Origin of the sequence: Prevotella sp. E13-27, assembly GCF_023217965.1 — a bacterium.
Lineage (GTDB): Bacteria > Bacteroidota > Bacteroidia > Bacteroidales > Bacteroidaceae > Prevotella.
Window position 1 is genome coordinate 1,587,236 of sequence record NZ_JALPSC010000001.1, and the last position, 22,988, is coordinate 1,610,223.

Annotated in this window: 15 protein-coding genes and 1 pseudogene; 7 read left to right on the forward strand and 9 right to left on the reverse strand. The window is 46.3% G+C overall.

The features are described 5' to 3' along the window. Nucleotides 1–99: 99 nt before the first annotated feature. The 3 genes and pseudogenes from M1L52_RS16535 to M1L52_RS06430 all read right to left on the reverse strand — a co-directional run. Nucleotides 100–4,146: pseudogene (locus M1L52_RS16535) on the reverse strand (leucine-rich repeat protein); the annotation flags it as partial. Between the two features lie 19 nt (nt 4,147–4,165). After that, nucleotides 4,166–5,407 (reverse strand): BACON domain-containing protein, encoded by a 1,242-nt coding sequence (locus M1L52_RS06425; protein ID WP_248614107.1) that lies wholly within the window; start codon nt 5,405–5,407, stop codon nt 4,166–4,168. Nucleotides 5,408–5,432: 25 nt separating this feature from the next. Beyond that, complete coding sequence (locus M1L52_RS06430) at nt 5,433–6,899, reverse strand: hypothetical protein (protein ID WP_248614108.1); 1,467 nt, start codon at nt 6,897–6,899, stop codon at nt 5,433–5,435. A gap of 258 nt (nt 6,900–7,157) precedes the next feature. Here M1L52_RS06430 and M1L52_RS06435 point away from each other — a divergent pair, with 258 nt between their 5' ends. Further along, the gene (locus tag M1L52_RS06435; protein ID WP_248614109.1) at nt 7,158–7,787 is read left to right on the forward strand and encodes a hypothetical protein; all 630 of its coding nucleotides are present in this window, start codon (nt 7,158–7,160) and stop codon (nt 7,785–7,787) included. 27 nt (nt 7,788–7,814) lie between these two features. Beyond that, nucleotides 7,815–9,284, forward strand: coding sequence for a hypothetical protein (locus M1L52_RS06440; protein WP_248614110.1), 1,470 nt, complete (start codon nt 7,815–7,817; stop codon nt 9,282–9,284). 151 nt (nt 9,285–9,435) lie between these two features. Here the strand turns inward: M1L52_RS06440 and M1L52_RS06445 are convergent, their stop codons facing one another. The 6 genes from M1L52_RS06445 to M1L52_RS06470 form a co-directional block, all read right to left on the reverse strand. Beyond that, a complete protein-coding gene (locus M1L52_RS06445; RefSeq protein WP_248614586.1) occupies nt 9,436–10,443 on the reverse strand; it encodes a 2-oxoacid:ferredoxin oxidoreductase subunit beta in 1,008 nt (335 codons plus the stop codon). 75 nt (nt 10,444–10,518) lie between these two features. Continuing rightward, complete coding sequence (locus M1L52_RS06450; RefSeq protein ID WP_248614111.1) at nt 10,519–10,929, reverse strand: GxxExxY protein; 411 nt, start codon at nt 10,927–10,929, stop codon at nt 10,519–10,521. A gap of 93 nt (nt 10,930–11,022) precedes the next feature. Beyond that, nucleotides 11,023–12,870, reverse strand: coding sequence for a 2-oxoacid:acceptor oxidoreductase subunit alpha (locus M1L52_RS06455; RefSeq protein WP_248614112.1), 1,848 nt, complete (start codon nt 12,868–12,870; stop codon nt 11,023–11,025). A gap of 277 nt (nt 12,871–13,147) precedes the next feature. Beyond that, nucleotides 13,148–14,338 carry an acetate/propionate family kinase gene (locus tag M1L52_RS06460; RefSeq protein ID WP_248614113.1) on the reverse strand — a complete coding sequence of 397 codons (1,191 nt, stop codon included), beginning with the start codon at nt 14,336–14,338 and terminating at the stop codon, nt 13,148–13,150. Between the two features lie 134 nt (nt 14,339–14,472). Then, a complete protein-coding gene (gene pta / locus M1L52_RS06465) occupies nt 14,473–15,483 on the reverse strand; it encodes a phosphate acetyltransferase (RefSeq protein WP_248614114.1) in 1,011 nt (336 codons plus the stop codon). A 214-nt stretch (nt 15,484–15,697) separates the two neighbouring features. After that, entirely contained in the window at nt 15,698–16,237 is a 540-nt protein-coding gene (locus tag M1L52_RS06470) for a C-GCAxxG-C-C family protein (protein WP_248614115.1), read from the reverse strand. 726 nt (nt 16,238–16,963) lie between these two features. Between M1L52_RS06470 and M1L52_RS06475 the strand changes: the two genes are divergently transcribed. From M1L52_RS06475 to M1L52_RS06495, 5 genes are all read left to right on the forward strand, one after another. Continuing rightward, nucleotides 16,964–18,358, forward strand: coding sequence for an exopolysaccharide biosynthesis polyprenyl glycosylphosphotransferase (locus M1L52_RS06475; RefSeq protein WP_248614116.1), 1,395 nt, complete (start codon nt 16,964–16,966; stop codon nt 18,356–18,358). Nucleotides 18,359–18,440: 82 nt separating this feature from the next. Further along, nucleotides 18,441–19,307, forward strand: coding sequence for a YjbH domain-containing protein (locus tag M1L52_RS06480; RefSeq protein ID WP_248614117.1), 867 nt, complete (start codon nt 18,441–18,443; stop codon nt 19,305–19,307). Beyond that, on the forward strand, nt 19,304–20,053 hold the full coding sequence (locus M1L52_RS06485) for a YjbH domain-containing protein (protein ID WP_248614118.1): 750 nt from the start codon (nt 19,304–19,306) through the stop codon (nt 20,051–20,053). The genes M1L52_RS06480 and M1L52_RS06485 overlap by 4 nt, the downstream gene beginning before the upstream one ends. Nucleotides 20,054–20,208: 155 nt before the next feature. Next, on the forward strand, nt 20,209–21,435 hold the full coding sequence (locus M1L52_RS06490) for a hypothetical protein (RefSeq protein ID WP_248614119.1): 1,227 nt from the start codon (nt 20,209–20,211) through the stop codon (nt 21,433–21,435). A gap of 24 nt (nt 21,436–21,459) precedes the next feature. After that, on the forward strand, nt 21,460–22,872 hold the full coding sequence (locus tag M1L52_RS06495) for a radical SAM protein (protein ID WP_248614120.1): 1,413 nt from the start codon (nt 21,460–21,462) through the stop codon (nt 22,870–22,872). Nucleotides 22,873–22,988: the final 116 nt, after the last annotated feature.

Below are 22,988 nucleotides of genomic sequence, written 5' to 3' on the forward strand. Positions count from 1 at the left end.
AACATATAGAGTGGCGTGAGAATAAAGGTCATCAAATGGATTATTGCCTAAGGAAGGCGGAGTTTGGGCTTTGCATATCACGCTGTCCAGACTTGTACAGCCAGAGAATGCTAAACTTTCAATTTTGGTGACATTTGAAGGTATTGTAATACTCGTAAGATTCTTGCAACTTTGGAAGCAATTGTAACCGACCGTTTTAAGTGTAGATGGTAATGTAATACTTTCAAGTAAAGAACAGCCTGAAAATGTACTATATCCAGAGTCTTCCATCCCCTCTGGAAGAACTATGGATTTCAGAGAATTACAATTCTCAAATGTGCATTCGTCAAATATTAATAGTCCTTTTGGTAGCTCTACATTCTTTAATTTTGTGCAGTTATAAAAAGCCCATCCACCAAGACTAATTAAAGTTGAAGGTAATTTGATTTCTGTAATATTATTAAGGCCAGCAAATGATTGAAGACCTAGTATTTCTTTCAGACCCTCTGAAAAATCAATGCTTGGAATTCCACCATTCCCTTGGAAAGCATATCCCTCAATGGTCTTCAGAGATGATGGGAAAATAATAGGACAAGAAAGAGCCCCTGTACTATGATTGTTGTTTCTATAATTCCATTCTGATTGATTAAATGTAGACGAGGCAAAAGCATGGTCACCAATTGAGACTAGTCCCTCATGAAATGTTACATTCTTAAGTGCAGAACGGCAAAAAGCATGTTCAGCGATGGTTTTTACACTGCCAGGAATGTCAATATCAAGTAAAGCACCACAGCTATAAAACGAACCTTTACCAATATATTTGACAGTATTAGGAATTATTACAGAAGTTATCAAGTCACAATCGTCAAAAGCTAAGTCGCCAATACCAACCACATTATATGTAATTCCATCATAATCTACTGTCTCAGGTATAACGATGTCTCCTGTGTAGGTTCCCTTAGTCACTTCCACATCATTTCCATTAGATGTCTCAGAAAGTTTATAATACAATCCATTTACATAGAATGTCGTTGTTGTAAAACCTGATACTGCATATTGTGAAACCACAGAATTCAAATAACCTTGTCTTACGGAAAAAGCTTTAACTGTGAGATTCCGGTCTAATGTGAATGGAGCTGTATAAAGGGTGCTGTTAATGGTTGGTTCGCTACCATCAAGTGTGTAATAAATCTTTTCATCACTATAAGAACTCGTAATGGTGATTTGGCAATTTTCCGTATTCCAGTTTATCTGAGGTTTATTTGTAATATAATCACCAATATAGACTCGAGTAAAATCTGATTCTTTCCAACCATCTCTTTTTGCTTTTGCAAATATATAACAGACTTCCTCGCTAGGCTGTGACAACGTGAATGGCTCTTCGTATGGCGTTAATGCTCCCCAACCATTATATTCGCTTTTGCCATATTGATAAGATAGTTCTACTTTCGGCAAATTTGGAAGGTTAAATTCCTCTAATTCTATTTTTACTGTATAATCATCAGTAATAGTGATTTTGGGAGATTCTACTTTTAGAGAACTTGTGTATTCGGATATTTGCGAATTGTCATAACCGTCACAGATAGCAATCGCTCTGAACGTGACCCCATCTCGTATGACGGGTATCGGATTAGTATATTTCTGACTAAGGTTTGAAGGCTCAGAACCATCGGTAGTATAATAAATGGTTGCGCCTTCAGTCTGTGATTGCATTACTAATGTATAGTCTTTCGTAAAAGAAAAAGTTGGTTGGGAACAAGGGAACTGTTCAATTGGTAGAATTGTTGAAAATTCAGCCCAATAGTTAGCTTGTCTATAATCATCAATTACAGAAGATTTCACAAATATACCAGTAGTTTCCTTAATATCATTAATTACATTGTCAGACAGCTTAGGTGGGGTCGTAGCTAAACAATATATTTTTTTAAGATTACCGCAGCCCTTAAATGCTTCGGTTTGAATTGTGTTCAAAGAAAAAGGAAGAAATATAGTATTTAATGATGAACAACCATAAAAAATCCCTTGTGGGATCTCTGTGATTCCTTCTGGAATAATTATAGAATATAGTTTCTTACAGTATAAAAATGTGTAATGGTCTAATGAAATTATATTATCTATAGAAATTGACTGTAAATTGCGACAAGCCCGAAAAGTAAAGCTATTCAAATGTTTTAACGAAGAAGGGAGATTAATTGTTTCTAAAGCATAACAACTTCCAAAAGCATAACTACCTAGAGAAGATAATCCTTCAGACAAATAAATATGCTTCAGCGATATATTTGCAAAAAAAGCTCCAGTTCCGATGGTTGTTACTGTGCTAGGGATAACAATCTCTTTTATTGATGAACTTACATTATAGTTGGGGTCTTGATAAACAACATGATGTGTACCATCAGCTTTTGCAAAAGCCAAATCACCTATAGACTGCAACCCTTCATGAAAAGTTACCTTTTGAAGTCCTGACAGCATAAATGCATAATTCTCAATAGTCTGAACATTTTCTGGAATGTTTATTTCTTTAATATTTGTACAGTTATAGAATGCATATTGTCTTATATGCATTACATCGTCTGGAATAACAAATGATGTAAGTGAAGTACAACCGTAAAACGCATTAGATGGTATTTCAGTAATTATGTTTGGAAGAGAAACAGTAACGATATTTTTATTGTTACTAAAGACATTAGATGTTAATTTAACAACCTTAAATGTTTGTCCTAAATGCGTTACATTATTAGGAATGACCACATTACCAGATGCATTTTTTCCGTCATCAACAGTCACTTCATCAATCATATTACCTGTCAACTGGTAATATATACCATTGACATAGAATCGGGTGACAATATCTGATACTTTATAGGAGGCTATGTCAGAATCGAACTTTCCACGCCTGACAGCAAATGCTTTTATCTCCGTATTCTTGGTAATAGTAATAGGTTCAGAGTAAAGAGATGATTCCACAGAGGGATCTGTACCATCAAGGGTATAATAGATGTCCACATCTGGATCATCATGAGTGATGCTCACCTTACCTTCTTCTTTATTCCATGTGATAGTTGGGGCTTTAATATAATAGTTAGTCCAGAAATCGAAGGTCTCTGAATTTGAGTCAACCCATCCATCTCTAGCGATGTATACTTCAATGTATCCTGGCCGTTTCAGTTGCACTGGGCCTACATATTCTTGCCATTCTTCTAATTCGTAGCTATACCACACTGTGACATCTGGAACATCAGGGATAGAAGGGGCGTCGTAGCTTATTGTCATTACTAAGTCATCGGAGAGCGTAGCACTGAATGTAGCCTCCACTTCAAAAAAGCCTCGCCAAAGGTTAAAACCTCTCACTGCGGAATTATCATAGCCTTCTTTTATTGCGATGGCACGAATGGGAAGATTTGATATATACTTAATAGCACCTGTATATTTTATTGAATTTTCATCAGGATCAGAGCCGTCGGTGGTATAATAGATGGTGGCTCCCTCAGTCTGGGTAGTCATCGTTAGACGATAGTTGTCATAGGTAATAACTGGGGCATAACACCTGTTATACCCAACTATATCTCCACTAATGACAGAGAATTCACTCCAATATGCAGCATATTTATATGCTTCTACATCAGATGACACAACATGGAGTGTTGTGCCCGTTCTTCCACGTAAGGTGGTTTCTTCAATAGTAGGAGGTGTACTTGCATAACAATAAATGGTGGCAAGATTTGTTCGGTTTGTTATGAAAGCCTGATATCCTATAGATGTTACGGTGCTTGGAATACGAATTTCTTTTAAAGGAAAAGCGTAGCCAAACGCATTTCGTCCAATGGTCTCAAGTCCTTCATTGAATTCTACTTCTTCCAAATAATAGTTGTCATAAAAAGCGTCATCACCGATAGTACGAACAGTTCCTGGAATTACAATTTTTTTTGTGTTTTTATAACTATAAAAAGCCCTTCCAATCTCCGCCACAGTGTAGGTAACACCATTATAAGTAACTTTTTCTGGAATAATTACTTCTGCCTGATTCAATCCTTTGGTTAGTCTTACCTCCGTGCTATTTATAGTCTGATAACTCATTCCATCTACCTCGAAAGCCCATGTGGTTGAAACACTTGTTATAATAAAGGCTATGACAGCCAGGAATCTTCTATATGTTGGGAAAGTCTTCATTTTCTATATATAATTAAGGTTATAGATTTGGTGTTGGATTCTCTTCTTCTCCAGGTACGGTGCCTTTTGTAGTGAAGGTGGCATCGGCACTATAGCCGATACCGTTGGCATTGCGTACCCATGCACGGACATAATAGGTCTTGCCAGAGGTGAGACCAGTGAACAGGGCGGTCAGTTCACCGCTTTGCCCAGATACGTTCTCTACGGTCACTGTCTTGTCGTTGATGGTAGGCGCAGGTGTCAGGGAATAGCAGAAGCCTCCTTCGGTAGCGTCAAGCGAACTGGTGAAGGTGCTCTGTAAGGATGCTTCATAGCGGGTGATGCCTGTAGCCACTGGCTGTGTGAGCGAAGGAACGGTGGCTCCTGCCTGGGTGATGACACAGGTTCGCTCTAAACGGCCAGACGAAGAGGTGACGCGGATGTTGGCAATGCGAGCCTCAGAGGTAACATTATCGCTTAGGGTGATGCGCACTGGCGCCTCGTTCTGTCCGCTACGAGTGTCGAGTGTGAGCCAAGTGGTGACATCTGCTGAAACAGACCAGTCAGCATTGCCCAGCACCTGGAACGAGTATTCACGGCCTTTGGCTACGGCATCAATACGTTCGGGCTCAATGGTCATAGTGACGTTCTTCGCAACCTGCGAAATATTTATCTGTGCTGCCGAACCACTATTGCCACTAACGGTAAAGACTGCATTACGCTCATACTCGGTGTTGTTGGCCTTGGCAACAATGGTGATGCTACCATTGTCGGTGCCTTTGTCTGTGCTGAGCGATAGCCAGTCGGCACCACCAGTGATGGTCCACTGGGTGTTGCTGCTAATGGTCAAAGTGAGCTCACCGCCACCTTCACCAAAGGAGAGAGTGCGGGTGCTGACATCCAGACTCTCGTTGTTACGGCCTTGTGTCAGGGTGATAACGCGCTTAACGCCACCGTCGGAGGTGATGGTAATCTGGCAGGAACGCTCATCAATGGAAGAGGGATTCGCCCCAGTGGTAAGTTCCACATCGGCAACACCATTGCCCTGAGTGGGATTAACTGTGAGCCATGTCTCTCCCTCGTTGATGTGCCAGCCGCAGTTGGCGTCAATATGAAGCGATGCCGACTCGTGGTTGCCACCCATTACCACGTCATGTACTTTCATGTAATCGGTACTGGCCAGTCCCTCATCATCGTTAGATGTACACGATGTGACAGAGGTGGCCATTGCACAAGCAAGCGTGACGCTTGCAATAAATTGTCTTCTTTTTAATAATATCATTTTCTGTCAGTAGTTTTCAAATATGTTAGAATGTTGCCATTAGGCCTATTGTAGCTGCGAAACCTCCATTACCGAAGCCTGCTTCAGAAGAAACAAGGTCAAAGCTAGTGTCCTTGCCTGTCGCAAATCCAAATTCTGGCGCTGCGAACAGAAGGACATGTTTCATTGGAACCATCAAGAACTTGCCACCAATGGTTACACATTTACAAGCCGCTCCGTCGCCAAAGGTCTGACTGCCGTCTTCAATCTGAGCTGCCAAAGAGTGTTGCACATAGCCCACTTGAGGGACAATAGCCATCTTACGTGTAAGCTCTATCTGATAACCGTATTTCACACCAATGGTGTTCATCTTGTAGTTCTGACGGCTAAGATAGTTTCCATTGGTGTCATAGATGTTGACAGCACTGGAGTTGGAGAGTCCGAAGGTGTAGTTGAATTGTAGATCATGCTTGCGGAATGTGACGCCTAAGATGCCTGTGACACCAGAAAGGGCGCGAACGGTATAGCCTCCCCCGAAATAGAAGGCAAACTTCTTGAAATACTCAATAGGCAGCAGCTCCACCGTGTCTTTTACCACCTGATTGCGTGCAATGGTGTATTCACGGCTCTGCGACACATAGCCTCGCTTCTGGAAGGTGAACTGATGAGAACCAATCAAAACGGGAGTGTGCTCTGACAGGTCTATGTACTTGCCACGTTCATCTATTGAAGAAACAGCCTGTGGACGGGTATAGACACTCAGATAACCAGTATAGGGCGTTGGCGCAATGGCGTTGACGGTGTGTTTCTTGCCACGCTCTACGGTAAATGATGTCTTGGAGTCTTCGTAGTCGGCCTTGCGGGTCTCCACTACATAGCTGCCTTCTTTAAGCTGCGTATCCCAAAGTCCGCTGGCTACGCGCTTGCCTTGAAAAAAGATGTCGGCATTGTTGTCAACAAGCACGCGTACGTCTCCGTAGAGATGACTCATGTCCTTCATCTCTATGTCGATGGAAAGCGATTTTTTGTCGGAAGTGACATACTGCTCAAGAGTGCCTTCAATCTTACCGTTTACTGCACGGATGACGTGTTTGCCATAGTTCAGATATTTGTTATAGACGGGTACGTGACCCACAAATTCGTTGTCTATATAGACCTCTGACTTTGCTACAGGGGCAGTAATAGTGGCATAGACACCCGTGCCAATGTCAAGCAGCATCTCGTAGGTCTTGGCTCCTTCAATGGGAACAGGATAAGCATAGTTGCGCAATACGCCGAAAGCTGAATGGCTGATGGTGAGACGCTGGGCGCGACGAGGTACGTAGAGCCATATCTCGCCAGGCTTCTGGTCAACGGCCACGATTCCCAGTGAGCCGCCATCGAAACTGAAGCCTGTTTCTGGCGTCACAATCTTTATAAGGGCTGCCGTCTCGCCATTCTCGTCGGTCTTGGAAGTTCCATAACGGTTAGCAGTAAGATCGTTGGTGAGTTCACCAAAATGAACGACCTTCATGTTCTGTGACCGTGAAATCCCCGCCATTACGAGGCAAAGGAATAGAAAGAATGTTCGCATAAATCGGAATAATAGTGTCTGTTTTAGGTATAATCTATATTGTCGTCGCAAAGATACAAATGTTTTTTAAGAATTGTGCACTAAAGTGTCAAAAAAATCAAAAACAACGTTAAAACTTCTTTTGGTTCATTTTTTTTCGTACATTTGCAGCACATAATCGAATTTTTTAATCAAGAACTAACCTCAAAAAATTGAATTATGAAGAAAATTATGATGTTATTGATGGCATTCTGCCTGATTGTTCCAACAATGAATGCCCAGAACAAAGCTTTGGAAAAAGCAAGAAAGAAGGAATTCCAAACAAAGATGAAGGAATTCAAGAAAGAAAAATGGCAGCTCTTTGGCACGACACGTACTTTTGAGGTGGCTTTGCTTTCCCACTACGACAAACTCAACAGCTTAGGTGACGACGGTGCAGAAATCATGGGAGTAGCCACTAAAGTGAAGTCGAAGAACTTGGGTCATCAGATGGCAGTTAACAATGCGTGTCTGACATATGCTCAGCAGGCTGGCAGCCATTTGAAGGGACGCGTGGTAAGCGACATGAGCGGCAATGCCACCGATACCGAGGGAGAATTTGACAAGTTCTATGCTGCTTACGAGCGACTGGTGGAAAAGGAAATCAGGGGCGAACTTAAGGAGTCGTTTACTATTATCCGTACTAATGATGACGGGACCTATGAAATGCAGAGCTATTTTATCGTGGATGAGAAGGCAGCCTCGTCAGCCCGCATTCGTGCATTGGAAGATGCTGCACGTGAATCGGAAATGGCGCAGAAGTACGCAAAGAAGGTAAGCGACTTTGTGAGAGAAGGTTTCAAGGAATAGTGAAATGACCTCACATAAGTTAAGGCGATGAGAAAAAAATGCCTGCTTCTATTCATATGGATTGGTTCTTGTGCCGCATTGGCACAGACCAATCCTTTTTTAAATGATTTCAATAAGTTCAAGAACGGTATCCAGTCGGATTACAGAAAGTTTCTGGATGAGGCCAATCGTAACTATGCGAAGTTGCTGAGGGGAGAATGGAAAGAACAAAGCTCAGAACAGCCCCTACAACGTCCAAAAGATAAAGGACCTGTTCCTGTTATCGCAGATGATGACCTTTCCACCAAGCCTGTTAAGAGCAATCCTATCGTCATAGAAGAGGCATTTAGCATGCCTGTCATTAAGGAACAGCCCAAGCCGATTATACCGATTGAAGAACAAAAGCACGATAGTGAACCTACGGTTACCTTCCAGTTCTTTGGAACGCCGATGAAGGTTCGCTTCAGTTCCTCGCAGACTGCAACCTTGGCAACCTGCTCAAAGGAAAGCGTTGCCAATGCGTGGGAACAGTTGACAAAATGTGATTATAACAACACACTGTTCGACTGTCTGCAACTCAGGGAAAAACACAGAATGAATGACTGGGCATACCTGATGATGCTGGACAGTTTGTCTGCGGCTTGTACAAAAAAGGGAAGTCATGAGGCTACTCTCACAATGAGCTATCTGTACCAGCAGTCTGGCTATAAGATGCGCCTGGGTATTGCTGAACGTAGGTTATATCTGTTGTTTGCCTCAAATCAGTTGCTTTATGATTGGATATATTATAATATAGGTGGAACGAATTATTTCGTCTATGGTAAGAAAAAAGACATTAGAAACTTGCAGATGTGCGATGCCGCCTTTCCACAAGAGCAAGAATTGTCACTTTGGATGCCCCAGCCACTTAAATTGGATTATCAGCCCACTCAGATGAGAAGGCTCGTCTCAGAAAAATATCCTGAGATGGCACTTGAGATACAGGTAAACAAGAACATGGTGGACTTCTTGAGCAAGTATCCCTCTTCAGCTGCTGATGGTAATGAGATGACACGATGGGCCATTTTGGCAAAGACACCTTTTGAACAAGAGGTAAGTAAGCCATTGCTGAGTGCTATCAAATATATCGTGAATGGACTAAGTGAGCAGGAAGCTGTAAGAAAACTTCTTAACTGGACACAGACGGCATTTGTCTATAAACTGGACAATGAGGTATGGGGATATGACCGTGCATTCTTTCCTGTGGAAACGCTTTTCTATCCTTATTGCGACTGCGAGGATCGTAGTATCTTGCTTTCAAGAATCATCGCCGATGTATTAGGACTGGAAAGTATTCTGGTATTATATCCAGGACATCTTGCCATAGCAGTTAATTTCCATGAGCATGCTGACGGCGACTATATTGAGTTTGAAGGAAAACGCTTCGTGGTGTGCGACCCTACATATATAGGCGCTCCGATAGGAATGACTATGCCTGGCATGGACAACGAAAAAGCAAAGGCCATTATAATCAAATAAGAATGTTGTGTCTTTTGCCAAGTGTTAGCGTTTAATAAGAATGCTCTGAGCGTTTAATAAGAACACTCAGAGCATTTAATTAGAATACTCATTGCATTTCAAGAGATGCTCATCGCATTTCATTGAGCTGCTCAGAGAAGACAGCTGTTTTCTATTTCACCTCCCAGATATCGTTGGTCTCGAGGAGTTCAGCGAAGTTGTGGTACTTCTTCTGAGCTGATACCTCTTCAAGCTGTGCATAGACAGCGTCGTTGTAGGTAGGAGCATCGACGTCACGGATGACACCGAGGGCGATGGGGAATCCATCTTCTGGAGTCATCATGGCGAGCTTCAGCTGCAGGGTGTTGTCCTCGCACTTCGCATCGTGAACGAGTACATCGTCGATGGTGTAGCCGTCCTTACCGATCTCAACCACCTTCAGTCCGAAGCCCTGCTGTACCAGTCCGAACTCATTGTTCTCGCCGAACACCAGCTTCTCACCGTGCTTCACATAGATGGCGTTCTTCTTACGGCCCTCGTTGTTGTAAACCACATCGTGGCAGTGGTCGTTGAAGATCACACAGTTCTGCAGAACCTCAGTTACGCTGGCACCTTTGTGCTCGTAAGCAGCCTTCAGTACCTCTACTGTACCCTTGGCATCGGTAGCCACGCAGCGTGCGAAGAAGTGTCCGCGTGCACCAAAGCAGAGCTCAGCTGGGCGGAATGGATCCTCTACAGTGCCGTAAGGGCTCGACTTAGATACGAAGCCACGAGGTGAGGTAGGTGAGTACTGACCCTTGGTAAGACCGTAGATACGGTTGTTGAGCAGGATCATGTTAAGGTCTATGTTACGACGATTTGCGTGGATAAAATGGTTACCACCGATAGCCAGTCCGTCGCCATCACCTGATACCTGCCATACGGTGAGGTTTGGGTTAGCCACCTTTACACCAGTAGCGATGGCAGCAGCACGACCGTGGATGGTGTTCATGCCGTAGGTAGCCATGTAGTGGGGCAGACGGCTGGAACAACCGATACCAGAGATAACTGCTACGTTCTCGGGAGCTACGCCAATCTCGGCCATAGCCTTATGGAGTGAAGCCAGGAAGAAGTGGTCGCCGCAACCAGGGCACCAACGAGGCTGGCCTTTCTTAAAATCTTGTGCTGTATAACTCATAATACTAATTATTATTTTACCACTTATTGATTTTTTTTCTACCACAGATTTCGCAGATGACACAGATTTTATTTTCGATTATTTTTGGATTTCACTGATTCCTCTATGTCTTGCAGAGATCGCAAAACGCTCAAATTCTAATGACGTGTTGCCAAAATTGATAAGCATAGCGACTTCATAACCTGCAACCTTTGCATAGTTAATGGCTTGTGAGCGATGTATATCATCCAATTCATTTACCGCTTTCAATTCAACTATAATCTTGTCGTAACAGATAAAATCGGGAACGAATTGTGTTTTCAACTGAACGTTGCGATAATTTGCATGTATTGGTTGCTCACGCACAAATGGAATTTTAAGTGCAAGCAATTCCTGCTCAAGTGCATCCTGATACACTTTCTCAGTAAACCCACATCCAAAATATCTATGTACAGCCATTGCTGCACCGATAATGTCATGTGTTTCCTGCTTATAAATAAAATTTTCCATTACTCTGCGTAATCCTATAAAATCGAAAAATAAAAATCTGTTTAATCAGCGTAATCTGTGGTTGTTTAAAAAATACGCGGTTGTTTTAAATTATTACTTGTTGATAATCTCTTCGAAGGCGTTGACAAGTTCTTCTACTACGAATGGCTGACCCTTGACCTGGTTGAACTGGTAAGGTACGAAGCCGTCGACCTTCATGCGGAGGTAAGCAGCGAGCTGACCCATGTTTTGCTCGGCTACAACTACTTTCTTGTACTTCTTCAGTACGTCGGCAGTGTTCTTTGGCAGTGGGTTCAGATACTTGAACTGAGCCTGAGCTACCTTGTAACCCTTAGCACGGAGTTCGTCCATAGCAGAGTGCAGGTGGCCGTAAGTAGAACCGAAGCCTACGATCAGCAGGTTGGCATCCTGTACGTCGCCGTCAACCTCGAGGTCGGGCACCTGGATGTTGTCAATCTTCTGCTGGCGCAGACGAGTCATCAGGTCGTGGTTCTCTGGGTTGGTAGAGATAGCACCTGTCTCAGAGTCCTTCTCAAGTCCGCCGAGGATGTGAGTGAATCCCTCACGACCAGGAACAGCCCAGTAGCGGGTGCCGTTCTCAGCACGCATATATGGAGTCCACTTACCCTTCAGCTCCTCAGGAACGTATGGAGGATTGATAGCATCGAGCTTTGCCATCTCTGGCAGGCGGAAAGCGCCTGAGCCGTTAGCGATGAAGGCATCGGTGAGCAGTACTACGGGAGTCATGTGCTCCAGTGCTATCTTTGCAGCCTGATAAGCAGCATCGAAGCAGTCTGTGGGACTTGTTGCTGCCATCACTGGCATTGGGCTCTCACCGTTACGGCCGAACAGTGCCTGCAGCAGGTCGGTCTGCTCACTCTTGGTTGGCAGACCAGTAGCTGGACCACCACGCTGTACATCGAGAACAACCAATGGAAGCTCCATGATAACAGCCAGGTTCATTGCCTCGCTCTTCAGACAGATGCCAGGACCAGAGGTTGAGGTAACACCGAGTGCACCTGCGAATGAAGCACCGAGTGCTGAGGCGCAACCAGAAATCTCATCCTCGCACTGTACGGTAATCACACCGCATGACTTGTGCTTAGAGAGCTCGTGGAGCACGTCGGTAGCAGGAGTGATAGGATAAGAACCCAGGTAGAGACGCAGGCCTGCTTTCTCGGCAGCTGCGATGAAACCATAGGCTGTAGCCTTGTTACCTGTGATGTCCATATAACGACCCGGCTTCTTCTCCTTTGACTCCACGCGGTAGCGGTTGATGGTAGAAGAGTGGGTGTTATGACCGTAGTCATAGCCAGCCTGGATTACCTTGATGTTTGCTTCGGCAATGGCAGGCTTCTTTGCGAACTTCTCGCGCAGGAAGTTGCCAACGAGCTCGAGGTCGCGGTCGAAGAGCCAGCAAACGAGTCCGAGGGCGAACATATTGCGGCACTTCAGCATTGACTTGTTGTCCATGCCGGTGTCAGCAAGACAGTCCTTAACCATTGTGGTGAGTGGACACTGGATTACGTGGTCGGGGTCTATGCCCATCTCGCCAAGATAGTCCTCACTGCTGAACTGAGCTTTCTCAAGGTCTTTCGGACCAAACGAGTCGGTGTCGATGATGATTGTTGCACCGGGCTTAGCATAGCGATACTGTGTTTTCAGTGCGGCAGCATTCATGGCTACCAGTACGTCGCACTTATCGCCAGGGGTATAGACCTTGCCTGCGCCGATGTGCACCTGGAAACCGCTGACACCCGTCAGTGAACCTTGCGGGGCGCGGATGTCTGCTGGATAGTCGGGGAATGTTGAGATACCGTTACCTACCGTAGCTGAGACGGTAGAAAAGATGTTTCCGGCAAGCTGCATGCCATCACCGGAGTCGCCTGAAAAACGCACAACCACCTGGTTGAGCTCTTTCACTTCCAAATTTTCAGCCATAACAAAATTGTGTTATAAAATAAAAAAGTAATGTCTGTCTATCCTGTGTTGAACCTTAAAAGTACTAACTTTTAGAGTTATCGGCTGCAAATTTCGGAAACTTTGTTGAGACTGCAAAACTTTTATCGTCTAAATTGCTTGATATATGATAAAAAATACCATAATCTGTTTGAAAACAGTGTGGAACGCCAACAAATAAAACAAAGTGGCCTGCCACAGTTGAGTCATGTGGCAGGCCATATAGAAGATTATTTGTAAACCTCTTAATAGCTGTGTTTTACAGGAGGTTCATAGTGTCGGTGGCAATCATCAGCTCCTCGTCGGTAGGAATGACTACAACCTTTACTTTTGAGTCGTCGGCAGAGATGATTGCCTCTTCGCCGCGAACCTGATTCTTTGCATCGTCGAACTTCACACCGAGGAACTCCAGACCTTCGCATACGGCAGAACGCATGCCTATCTGGTTCTCACCTACGCCGGCAGTGAACACGATAACGTCAACACCGCCCATAGCAGCAGCGTATGCACCGATGTATTTCTTTATGCGATAGAAATACATGTCCTGAGCCAGTACGGCACGTGGCTCACCAGCCTTGGCTGCATTTTCCACGTCGCGCATGTCGCTTGAGCCTCCTGTGATACCGGCAACACCACTCTTCTTGTTGAGCAGGTTGCTCATACCATCGGCATCGAGACCGAGCTTCTTCTGAAGGAAGGTGACTGCGCCACCGTCGATGTCGCCAGAGCGTGTACCCATGACAAGACCTTCAAGTGGGGTGAGACCCATTGACGTATCTATGCACTTTCCGTCAACGACAGCTGCGATAGAACCGCCATTACCGATGTGACAGGTGATGACCTTGGTACCTTCAGTCTTCATGCCGAGGAACTCTAACGCGCGTGCAGATACATAGCGGTGAGAGGTTCCGTGGAAGCCATAGCGGCGAACACCATACTTCTCGTAATACTCGTAAGGAATAGCATACATATATGCCTTGGCAGGCATGGTCTGATGGAAAGCAGTGTCGAACACGCCTACCTGTGGCAGACCAGGCATAAGCTCCTTAACAGCGTTGACACCCTTCAGGTTTGCAGGGTTGTGCAGTGGGGCCAAGTCGCTGACAGCCTCAAATGCAGCCAGCACCTCGTCGGTGAGGAGCACAGACTTGTTGAACTTCTCGCCGCCGTGCACCATGCGGTGACCTACGGCATCAATCTCCTTCAAATCCTTGATAACACCAATCTCTGGATCGGTGAGCAAAGAGAAGATGAACTTCACACCCTCTGTATGCTCGGGTATGTCGTGCATAATCTGCTTCTTCTCGCCGTTAGCGAGCTTCACCTTAACGAAAGCGCCGTCAAGACCTACGCGCTCTGCGCCACCGCTTGTCATCACACTCTTATCGTCCATGTTGTACAAAGCGTACTTGATTGACGATGAACCGCAATTCAATACTAATATTTTCATAATTATCGACCCCCTCCCAGCCTCCCCCTGTATGGGGAGGAGTATTTACCAATAGGAGTTATAGGGGCATTCTTTAAATGATTATTCTAATTGTATCCACTCCCCTCCATACAGGGAGGGGTTGGGGGTGGGTCTTACTTCTTGGCGTCCATTGCCTGACAAGCAGTGATGGCAACGAGGTAGTAGATGTCCTCTACAGAGCAACCACGGCTCAGGTCGTTGACAGGACGAGCGATACCCTGAAGGATAGGACCGATAGCAGTAGCACCAGCGAGACGCTGAACCAGCTTATAAGCGATGTTTCCTACCTCGAGGCAAGGCATAACCAGTACGTTAGCCTTACCGGCAATCTCTGAACCAGGAGCCTTCTTCGTGCCTACAGATGGAACGAGGGCGGCATCAGCCTGCAGCTCACCATCAATCTTCAGTGATGGGTCAAGCTCCTTAGCCAGCTTAGTAGCTTCTACCACCTTGTCAACAACCTCGTGAGAAGCGCTACCCTTTGTAGAGAAGCTGAGCATTGCTACGCGTGGGTCTGCAAAGCCTGCAACAGACTTTGCTGTCTGTGCTGTGCAAACGGCAATCTGACTAAGCTGGTTAGCATCGGGCATTGGAGTTACGGCAACGTCGCCAAATACCAATACACCATTCTCACCATACTCGGGTTTGTCGGTAATCATAAGCATTGCACCGCTGACGCATGTGATGCCAGGAGCGCACTTGATAATCTGCAGAGCAGGACGCAGTGTCTCACCTGTTGTAGAGAGCGCACCTGAGATCTGACCGTCGGCACCCTCGGTCTTGATGATCATACAACCAAGATAGAGAGGATCCTTTACCAACTCGCGAGCCTTCTCGATGGTCATACCCTTCTTCTCACGCAGTTTGGTGAGCAGCTGTGCCATCTCTTCGCTCTTCTCATAGTTCAGCGGGTCGATGAGTGTTGCCTTGTCAATGTTTGTCAGACCCTTCTCTTTTGCAAGAGCGTGAACCTTCTCTGGGTTACCGATAAGGATAAGGTCGGCAATGTCGTCTGCCAATACACGGTCGGCAGCACAAAGTGTGCGCTCCTCTTCTGCTTCGGGGAGTACGATGCGCTGCTTGTTGCTCTTAGCACGCGCAATAATCTGTTCAATTAATCCCATAGTTTGTTGATTTGTTAAAATATAGATTTGTATATACTGCTTGCAAAAGTAGTAAAAAAATATCTGAATAACATAGTGCCATTCAGATATTTAATAATATTTTAGTGTTATGACTGAATTGTTGACAGCATCAGGCGTATTTCGTCGAACGTTACATCCTCGGGGCACAGCGCTTTAATGGCGGTAGTCCCCTGGTCTGTGCCCACCATACGTATCACGCGGAGAATGGCCTGCTGCTACAGGCTTTGGCTCTTTCGGCTTCTTTGTCGTTTGCCTTACATGATTTCTCTTTCAGATAGTTGGCAAAGATGCGGGCTGCACTCTCTACCTTCGCAGCACAGGGACGTGACTTATAGTACTCGGCTGTGCGTTCAGAGGCGACATAGCTGCACGGGGCTTTCTCGTAGCCCTTTATGCCGAGAATCTCAGCACAAATGAGGCTGCCGTTATCCTCCTTCGACTTTGCCAGAAGGTCTTGCACCACCTTGTAACAGGCTGACTTCCCCTCTCGGTCGCTGCCTTCCGTCTGGCCGCAGTCAAGTCCCACGAGCATCACTATGCCTGATACTGCTCCGCACATCATACGTAGGCGACCAACGCCTCCGCCAAAACCAGCGGCAATCTTTTTTGCGAGGGTCTCGTCAAGTCCGTAAATATCTGAAAATGCGGCCACCACACTCTGGCAGCAGCCATATCCCTGCATGAAGTATTCCACCGCATGGGCTACTCTTTCGTCTAATTCGTTGTCTGTCATGCTGCAAAAGTACAACTTTTCTCCAAATTACTGAAATAAATCACTAAAGTTTTCCGGGTCCACCTGCAATCCCTTGTGTTTGCTTCTCTTATAGAGACATAATATTCTTTAGACTATACTGTAAAATGGCGGAGACAAAGTTGTGATGTAGCTCTGACTATACTTTTTTACAAACTCGTCGACTTTGGTCACCAAACTCGTCGACTTTGGTCACCAAACTCGACGAGTTTGGTTTTTGGCTTAGTCAGAATTAGATTACAGTATTGTCAGTGGTGCATTACAAAACAGCAAGAAGTCTTTAACAACTTAAGAACTTGTATTACTCAATACTAATTATAGTAATTAACGACAAATTAATGTATCAATTATATGGCAATTAATGTTCAGGAAACTGTCGTTAAGTTCAGTAAAACATAACAATAATAGTGAAAATGCAACATAAAATAGCTTTTTCTGGCATTAAACGCTTTTTATTTTCAAAAAAGTATTAATTTTGTAGTCGATTCTTGACATCATGAGCACATTGTCTAATGTGACTACTCGAAGAGGCGAGGCAAATCCTCTCAGTGTCGGGCTTACCCCTGATACCATCCCCGAAGCGAAAAGCTCTCAAACAGGGGTGTCGGTAAGATGTGCTTATGGCGCGCAAGAATATAGGTGATAAGCAGAAGAAGGTTCAGAGGCAACGTCTCCAGAACCTTCTTTTCGTATATATCGGATTGAGCAATGCAAATACGAATAAACAACAAAAATCGCACTAACAGACTGATTAAGGCAATAGTCATCGCGTTAGACTTCGTGGTGATGTGGATCTTGCTTTATTTTGTTGTGGAATCTATCCCTTCTTCAGAGAAATGGGCCCCGGAAAATGAAGGAACGTTCTGGATGGCATGTACTTTCGCAATGATTGTGGCCGAGTACTGTTTCTCATCTACCATTGGTGAGCGAGTTGTGGGTGCCAACAATATATTGCGTCGTAGCACCCTGCTGGTGGCCACGCAGACATTGCTTTCCTATCTGTTGCTCCGTGCTATTCACTTTATTAGCCGTTTCGGATGGAGGCTCTTCGCAATGGGCTTGGTCATGTTGTTGGTCATTCTCGTGCTGCGCTTTCTGGAGCGTTGGCTACTTAAGCAGATACGTAAATCGGGCTACAACACCCATACGGTGACCTTTGTTGGCTCCGACCCGGAATTACAGGGCCTTTTCCATAAGCTGGTAAGCAATCCTACTTTGGGCTATAAAGTTCAAAATATCTATGGTGACATAGAAGGTATGCCTCATCAAGGCAGCATCGGTGATTTCAAGACCTTGCTGTCCCATCCTGAGAATCTTCATCTTGGCAATGAGGTCTATATGTGTGTGCCGCGCAATGAACGTGATCTTATTGAGCGTACAGCCAACTTGTGCAACCACTTCGTTTCCAAGTTCTATTACTTGCCAACATCTGAGGAGAAGCTTAACCTTCACCCGGTGTCAATTGATGAAATCGGCGTTTTGACCACCTATACCAGTCCTTTGGAAGATTCGCTGAACAGGTTTGTCAAGCGTTTTGCTGATGTTGTCCTTTCTGTTCTCTTCCTGTTACCTACAGCACTTCTGTTTCCGTTCATTGTGTTGATAATAAAATGTCAGAGTCCAGGACCTGTTTTCTTCCGTCAGCGTCGTACTGGTCTCAACGGACATGAGTTCTATTGTTATAAGTTCCGCTCCATGCATGTGAACGCAGACAGCGATAGGGTACAGGCCACCAAGGACGACCCACGTAAGTTTCCGTTTGGTAACTTCATGCGTAAGACCAACATTGACGAACTGCCACAGTTCTGGAACGTGCTCATCGGTGATATGAGCATCGTGGGTCCCCGTCCCCACATGCTGGCCCATACAGAGCAATACGACAAGCTGATAGACAAGTACATGGTGCGCCACTTCGTTAAGCCAGGCATTACCGGCTGGGCTCAGGTGACAGGATTCCGTGGCGAGACCCGTGAGCTGTGGCAGATGGAAGGTCGCGTGGAGCGTGATATCTGGTATATCCAGCATTGGAGCATGTGGCTTGACATACGTATTATCTGGATGACCGTCAAGACAATATTTGTTAGAGACAAAAAAGCCTATTGAGACCCCTAATACAAATAGCATGCTACGTAAATTAATAATTATAGCCAGTTTGCTCTTGCCCCTGACCTGTTGCGTTCAGACGATGGCGCAGCAGGAAACGACTCCTGTCAGGCAGTTGGAACTGTTCTGCGGGGCCACCTTGGGCTATGCCGATACGAACTGGCTGCGCCTATACGACGTGCAGATTAATGCCACGCCCGGACTTCGCTGGCATCTGGGGCATGACTGGTCGATAGCAGCCCAGGGGCTTATTCCCGTTGTCAGCGATGGTTATACCTTTCGTGATATCACCAACAAATACTGGCGTTTCAATATGGCAACGGTGTCACGCCAGCTGCATTTCAATGGTGTCAATCAGCACTTCAGACTTACGGCAGGCTTGTTCGGCAACGAACGCTATGGCTTTGATGCAAGGTGGGCTTGGCCTGTTAATTCATGGCTCTTGTTGAATGCGCAGGCAGGATATACTGGGTCTTGGATCATGGGTACGGATCTCAAAGGACACTATGATTCCGACCTTAATAGTGACTACAAGGTGACAGGTCAGGTTGGAGCCGATGTGTATCTACAGCCCTACAATATAGAGTTCAGACTGTCAGGCGGTAGATATATTGATGGCGACTATGGTTCTCAGTTGGATGTAATGCGTCATTTCAAACATGTCACGTTGCTGGCTTTTGCTCAATTCCGTATAGGGGAGCTGGAGGTGAATACTTATGACCAAAAGCGGTACAACACCAACGGTGGCTTTAAGATAATATGGATGTTGCCCCCTTATAAGAAGAGCAGTCGTAAAGTGGTTGTACGCCCCGCATCTAACTTCCTGCTTTCTAACAGTTCTCGTGTCGATGGTCACTCCATGCAGACATACATGATTGATCCTGAAGAGAACAGTCGTGAACGGTTAGTTGATGTGGACTGGGGACTCGGAAAGGAGGTGGCGCGATGAAAAAAGGACTTGTTTTACTATTTCTGTTGCTGCTTCTGCCTGTAGGTGGCTGCGTTCTCTTTGCCCAGCAATATACTGGCATGACGGGACTACTGCATGTACCGTCGGCAGAGATGGATACCATTGAGAATCTGCGTTTCGGCGTACATGCACTTCCCAAAGACATGATGCCCGACCGCATGCGCTTTGATGGAGAAAAATATGCTTCATCCAACTGGTATATATCAGCCATGCCGCTGAAATGGCTTGAGGTGGGCTATAGCTTTACCCTGATGAAATTCCGCAAGAACTTAAATAAAAAGTCTAACGAGATAGGCTTCTATTCTAAAGATCGTTATTTCTCAGTTCGTGTTCGTCCACTAAGCGAAGGACGCTACTGGCCCTCGGTGGTGATAGGCGGCAACGATGTGATAGGTCAGCGCGACGGTGACTCCCAGAGCTTCTATTTCCGCAATTTCTATGTGGCAGCCTCCAAGCATATCGACTTGCCATTTGGCGAAGTGGGCGGACATCTGGCTTATCGGAAATGGACGAAATCATATAATAGTAGGTGGAATGGCGTGGTAGGAGGTATCACTCTGCGCCCATCAATATACACTCCTTTGCGTGCCATAGCTGAATACGACGGTGATGGAGTGAACATAGGTGCCGACTGCGTATTGTTCCGCTATGTGCAGCTGCAGGCCTCACTCATCAAGTGCCGCTATCCGTCTGCAGGAGCCGCAATTAGGATAGAATTGAGATAATCCATCACAACCAGACAGGCTTATTCCAGCATTGGAGCTTCTGACTCGACCTGCGCATCATCTGGCTGACGGCCAAGACCGTCTTCAAAAGAGACGAAAAAGCATATTGAAATAGAAAGAGTTATTAATTGTAATGCTAAATCATGACCATACAAATGAAAGGTAAGAGGCTCGCTGTATTCGGGGCCAACACCGTGGTGGACGAGGTGACGGCCTATGCCCGAAAGCATGGCATCGTGCTTGTCTCGGTGGGCAATGTGCCGGAGGCTCCGATGCATCAGGCATCCGATGAACAATATTATATGGACTGCACCGACGAGGCCGCGATGTTACGGTTCTTCAAGGAGAAGCACATCGATGCCCTGCTGTCGTGCTCTGGCGAGATGGTCATCCGGAAGACGGTAGGATTCATCGGCAAGACGGGATTTCACTATCATGTCACGCCCGAACAGTGGGATGTGCTGATGAACAAACAGCATTTCAAGGAAGTTTGCCCGCGCTACGGCATGCCTGCCATACCAGCCTTTCGCTCAGAGGACAAAGACATTCCCTTCCCCGTCATCGTGAAGCCTGTCGATAATGGCGGTTCATTCGGCATTACTGTCTGCCATAGCCAGACAGAGATGGAAGAAGCCATCGCCAAAGCCATCCGGCACTCTACTGTGGGCGAATACCTCTGCGAGAAGTTCATTGAGGGGCCTTATTTCCAGTTTGAGATATGGCGGCAAAACGGGAAGTCGTATTTTCCCTATACCAAAGGACGTGTGTTCTACGATGCCATCGGCACCTCTCCCCAACAGCCGTTCTTAGACCTTTACCCTTCGCCTGAGGCAGACATCATCAGCAGGCTCTACGAACCCATGTCGCGACTGTTTGACGACCTCGGCATCGACAATGGCTCCTGCATGTTCCAGGGCATCATCAGTGATGGTGTGCCTTATATCATGGACAATGCTTTCCGTCTGAGCGGGGGCATGGACTTTCGTGTGGTTCACGAGGACAATGGCATAGACCTTGTGGCCTGCTATATGCAACATGCGCTGACGGGGCAGTTTGGCGAGGACTTCTCTGCACTTGCAGAGCCTCTTCACAGTCGGTATGCCACTGTCTGCATCGGCCTGAAAAACGGTCAAATCACCCGCATCAAGGGAATAGATGAAGTGAGACAATTGCCCTTTGTCTATGGTCTATATCAATACTACCATGAGGGCGACACCATGCAGTACTCCGGCCTCTTCCTGCAAGTGCTATGCCGCATCTTTGTGCGAGCCGACAGCTGGCAGGAACTTCAATCGAACATCAACACCATTCTTGGCCACATTGAAGTGGAGGGAGCTGATGGTAACTCCCTGCTCCGCGATTATCCAAGCACATCCAGATAATCATATTATTATATAATCAGCAAAATGAAACAACCCATTGAGATGCGCAATCTCTACGAACATGAGACTGACGCCTACAACCTGAAGGACTTCAAGCCGCAGATAGTCGATGACGAGTATCTGAAGCAACTCGGTGTAACCATTGAACCTTCTGAGGAAACTCTGCAAGGACTTATCCGAGGGTCGAAACTGTTTATGAAACGCTTGGAGGAACACACCGTCATTCCCAAGTCGGTGCTCTATTTGGAGGACTGTGACCCCGACACCGTGGAGACTGAAATCCACAACTACACCGGCCGCTGCCCGACGCTGACCTTCGAGGTGAACCCTATCAAAGGCTGCCACGTGGGCTGTCAGTACTGCTTGGTGACCGATGGTGTACACGAGCAGAAGTTGGTGGCCTATGAGAACTACCACCTCTATGTGCGCAAACTCTTGGAAGAGATGAACGGTGCTTGCAGTGAAATGCCCAATGCCGTGACCAAAGAGGACATCCAGGAGCGTAGCCGTCTGCTGCAAGAACTGGCCAAAGCCATCGAAGAGGCACCGGAGAAGAAGAAGGAGATAGAGCGGAAGATTGTGGCCCTGAGCCGTGGCAAGAACTGGAACCACTACTATTACTTCACGCCCAAGACCGAGGCCCTGCAGGAGCCGACGCTCTACACCGGCATTGCCCACCGCATCCTGCGTGAGTTCATTGCCCACTTCAAGCGCTATCCCAACAGCAATACCCGCCTCTTCATTGCCTCGAAGGCCGGTACGAAACATCTGCTGGTAGAAAACGAGGGCGAGACCATCCTCGACCTCTTCGAGCAACTGAAGGACAAGATGCAGTTCAATACATCGGTGAGCATCATGCCCAAACCATTCCGCGACCTGTTGGAGCCTTATGCCGCCCCAATAGAAGAGCGCCTGGCTGCCGTCAAGATGTGTCAGGAGCGCGGTATCCAGGCTAACTCGGCTTTGGTGCAGCCCATCTTCGTGCCTTACCTCACCGACGAGCACATCAAGGAGTTTTTCGACATGCTCCACGATGCCGGCATCGTGAACTACAAGCCTGAGTTCCTCACCGCCTGCATGGAGAACCTGGCGCAGTTGGGACAATGGTTAGGCTATTTTGACAAAACCATGGAGCGCGACCTCTACATGGACTATATCAGTCCGAAGAACGCCGACCACCGCAAGCAGCGCGGACGCACTGCCCCCAACCGTGCGCTCTCCATTGAGAACATCCAGCGGCTGATGAAATATACCGACACCATCGGCATGTCCACCAGCATCTGCTTCTGGGTGCGCAACCAGTTGAAGGTGCCCACCAGCATCATCCCCATCATCAACCGCAACGGCTTCCAGTGCTTGGGCTACCAGTCGAAACTCTGGGAGCCTCACCCCCAACCCCTCTCCCAAAGAGAGGGGAGTATACAGACTTGCAAATGAATAATCCAGCTACAAAGGTAATCACTCCCTCTCCCCTCGGAGAGGGGTTGGGGGTGAGGCTTTTGAGGCTTTCTGTGACGAGGCTAAGTTAGCCTACTACCACCAGTGGTATCACG